The following is a 3,625-nucleotide window of genomic DNA, read 5'->3' as shown; positions in this document are numbered from 1 at the left end:
GGTAATCCCCCCGAAAAACTGAGGTGCTCATAAGTAGAATTTTCTCGTATCTTGAACGCAGGAGGTTCTACATGAAAACATCACGCTTTAGCGATGCACAGATCATCGCCATCCTCAAGCAGGCCGAGTCTGGTTCACCCGTCCCTGAGCTCTGCCGTGAGCATGGCATCAGCTCCGCCACCTTCTACAAGTGGCGCTCCAAATTCGGTGGCATGGATGCCTCTCTCATGGCGCGCCTCAAAGAGCTGGAAGAGGAAAATCGTCGCCTTAAGAAGATGTATGCCGAGGAGCGCCTAAAGGCTGAGATCATCTCCGAGGCGATGGCAAAAAAGTGGTGACGCCATCTGCCCGCAGGGAGATGGCGACCAAGGCTGTGGCTCATTACGCCATTTCTATCCGTCTGGCTTGCCAGGTGTTCAAGGTGAGCGAGGGTTGCTACCGTTATCAGCCCGTGCTGGCTGATGAAAACCAGGAGATTGCCGACTGGCTGCTGCGCCTCACCGCCAACCAGCGCAACTGGGGTTTCGGACTGTGCTTCCTGTACCTGCGTAACGTCAAAGGCTTTGGCTGGAACCACAAGCGGGTCTACCGGATCTATCGGGCGCTAGAGCTCAATCTGCGGATAAAACCCAAGAAGCGGCTAGTGCGGGCCAAGCCGGAGCCGTTGGCAGTCCCTGACCAACCGAATCACTGTTGGTCGATGGACTTTATGCATGACCAGCTCAGCGATGGTCGTTCGGTGCGGTTGTTTAATGTGATCGATGACTTCAATCGCGAAGCACTGTGCATCGAGGTGGATTTTTCCTTGCCTGCCTCGCGAGTCAAACGGGTGCTGGAGCAGGTCATCGAGTGGCGGGGCAAACCAGCCGCTATCCGCTGTGATAATGGTCCGGAATACATCAGCGAAGAGCTCAAGCAATGGGCGCAGCAGAAGAGGATTGCGCTGAGGTATATCCAGCCAGGCAACCCGCAGCAGAATGCCTACATAGAGCGATTTAACCGCACTGTGCGTTACGACTGGTTGGGCCATTACCTGTTTGAGTCACTGAATGAGTTACAGGAATTTGCCACGAACTGGCTGTGGGTTTATAACCATGAGCGGCCCAATATGGCGCTGGGCGGCTACACGCCGAAACAGCGCTTGGCACAGGCCGCATGACCTCTACTTTTGAGTGCTCCAAAAAATGGGGGGATTACCAAATAACTGATCCCAATAGTGCTACACCTTCGCTGTGCCATAGCCATTCCCCGGGAAAGGAGACACGGTATCCATGAAGTGTTTCACTCGGGCCAGCAGGTTTGCCATCCCTCTGCATTGATGATTGCGCGTGATGGTTTCATGTAACTTGTGCCATAGCCGTTCTATGTGATTAACCCAAGGGCTGTAAACTGGCTGGAACACCTGGCAGAACTTGGGATTCTTCTTCAACCATCGCTCGGTCTGTTTGCTTTTGTGAATGATGTAGTTATCGAGGATCAACGTGATGGTTTTGGCTCGTCGGTAGTGGTGGCGCAGCTTTTCCAGCATGGCAATAAACAGCGATGAGTTTTTCTTGATCCCGCTGACGTAAAGTACCCTTCCGTTGCCTGCGTGGAGAACGCCTGCCAGATAATGCTTGGCATTCTGCCCCGGTGTGACAACCCGCTTTTGCTGCGCTCTGAACATCCAGTCGGCTCCTAATTTGGGATTGAGGTCTATATCGACTTCATCCTCATAAAACACCGGATTATCGGCATCACAGCGGGCCAGCGCGGCGTCGATATTCGCCATTTTTTCCTGATAGGCTGGGTCTTTTATCCGCAAGGTCGGCACGGGCCTGCGCCAGACAATGCCCATACGAGGTAACCATCGGCGGAGCGTGGAGGCTGCCACATTGAGCCCTGTTAACCGATTGATTTTTATAGCCAATAGTTCAGTACACCAACGGCTGCGCTGATAACCAAAATCTTGCGGAGAAAACTGCATGAGCAGCACCAGTAGGGTGACAATCTTGGCGATAGGTAAGACTGGGGCACGGCCAGCCGGTAAGGCTTCTAGCGCATCTATGCCTTCATCTCGATACCACCGAAGCCAACGACCGATGGTCGAGCGCGCAGCGCCGGTAAGGTGATGAACATCGGTGATCGTGCGTCCTTCATGTAACAGCAAGATGGCCATCAAGCGACGAGCATGTCCTTTATCACGGGTGGCATGGATGATTTTGTGAATGCGGCGCCGTTGTGGTCGTGGCAGAGGTGGTAGGATAGGCATCAACTCAGTCCTTTGGGTGTGGCTTGTTTTGTTTAGCGACTAATCAGATCGCACAAACTGGACTGAGTTCCCTTCCTCCGGTGATCTACTATTCGGAACAGCTATTTAGGACAAGGTGGAGTTTCCACTGTCTATGTCGTTAACAAAGAAAAGAGCTATACGATAACCTAATGTCAGTCAGCTCAGCTTGGCTGACATTGTTTTACTGACTGTTTTCACCGCCCCACTTCTGTGATCCAACAGTAACAATTCATCGATAGCTTCAAGATTCAACAGCAATACCTGATTCCGCGACCATATACCTATCACCACATCAATCTCACACCATTATCGGTAGTGAGAAATGGAACAACGCAGCTCTCCTACAACTGGTATAGCTGCTGGCGGCATAGCCGCAGCAAACACGAAAAAACTCCATTGGAGCCCGTTCGTAGACACCTCAACCCACACCGGTGATACTGCTCATATCTTGCACAGAACTTAGCCACTTACGTTCAGCGCAAAATGACTTTTTCAGGACCCACTCCAGCGAGGGTTCTTTTGAGGTAGCCATGGCACGCAAGCTTGATGATATATTGACCACAGAAATGCCCGACGTTGTCACTCAGGCCAGGGAAAAAGCAGATCTAATGCGGCTGGAGATTCATCTCACCCAACTGCGTGAAATGCTGGCCCAGGCTGGCACCGAACCCATGATTTGCGATCAAACACCATCAGTACAGGACGTTACACTGATGGATCTTAAACGCTGGGTCGAGGCTGCTGGGGGAAAACTACAGCTCAATGTTGAAATGCCAAACGGATCTCAGATCTCGTTTGCTGTTTAACTAGAAATCCATTTCTGCACACCGTAGCAATTGTCGGCTGACAACGGGCTGAACTGCACCAGACCCCCCATCAGGCCAGAACGGCTAAAGGTATCGTGAAATGGAATGCTGGCCCAGGCAAACATCGATTGTCGGCTGACAACGGGGTGATCTGAGCCGGAGTGCCCGCTGGCCCGAACTGCTACAGGTATCGTGAAATGGAATTCCGCCCCTGGCAAACATCGATTGTCGGCTGACAACGGGCTGATCTGCACCAGAGTACCCGCTGGCCGGAACTGCTACAGGTATCGTGAAATGGAAATCTGACCCCAGCAAGCTCGATTGTCGGCTGACAACGGGCTGATCTGCACCAGAATACCCACTGGCCCGAAGTGCTACAGGTATCGTGAAATGGAACCCTCGCTGCTGACTGGCTGCGATTGTCAGCTGACAACGGGCTGATCTGCGCCGGAGTACCCGCTGGCCCGATGTGCTACAGGTATCGTGAAATGGAATTCTGACCCTGGCAGGCAGTAATTGTCGGCTGACAACGGGCTGATCTGCACCA

3 protein-coding genes are annotated in these 3,625 nt (G+C 52.6%); 2 read left to right on the top strand and 1 reads right to left on the bottom strand.

Translation table 11 applies throughout. The features are described 5' to 3' along the window. Positions 1 to 71: 71 nt before the first annotated feature. Positions 72 to 1,159 (top strand): IS3-like element ISAs22 family transposase gene (locus AB5Y91_RS02705; protein ID WP_088821966.1). Its coding sequence is split into 2 segments (ribosomal slippage): positions 72 to 324 and positions 324 to 1,159, totalling 1,089 coding nucleotides; the frame shifts between segments, so codons are not numbered across the junction. Between the two features lie 60 nt (positions 1,160 to 1,219). Here AB5Y91_RS02705 and AB5Y91_RS02700 read toward each other — a convergent pair. Next, positions 1,220 to 2,251, bottom strand: coding sequence for an IS630-like element ISAhy2 family transposase (locus tag AB5Y91_RS02700; RefSeq protein ID WP_368169016.1), 1,032 nt, complete (start codon positions 2,249 to 2,251; stop codon positions 1,220 to 1,222). A 551-nt stretch (positions 2,252 to 2,802) separates the two neighbouring features. Between AB5Y91_RS02700 and AB5Y91_RS02695 the strand changes: the two genes are divergently transcribed. Beyond that, complete coding sequence (locus tag AB5Y91_RS02695; protein WP_264787086.1) at positions 2,803 to 3,078, top strand: transcriptional regulator; 276 nt, start codon at positions 2,803 to 2,805, stop codon at positions 3,076 to 3,078. The last annotated feature ends 547 nt before the right edge of the window (positions 3,079 to 3,625 follow it).

Origin of the sequence: Aeromonas sp. R4-3, from assembly GCF_040908275.1 — a bacterium.
Lineage (GTDB): Bacteria > Pseudomonadota > Gammaproteobacteria > Enterobacterales > Aeromonadaceae > Aeromonas > Aeromonas rivipollensis.
This window is presented reverse-complemented; position numbering and strand designations above follow the sequence as displayed.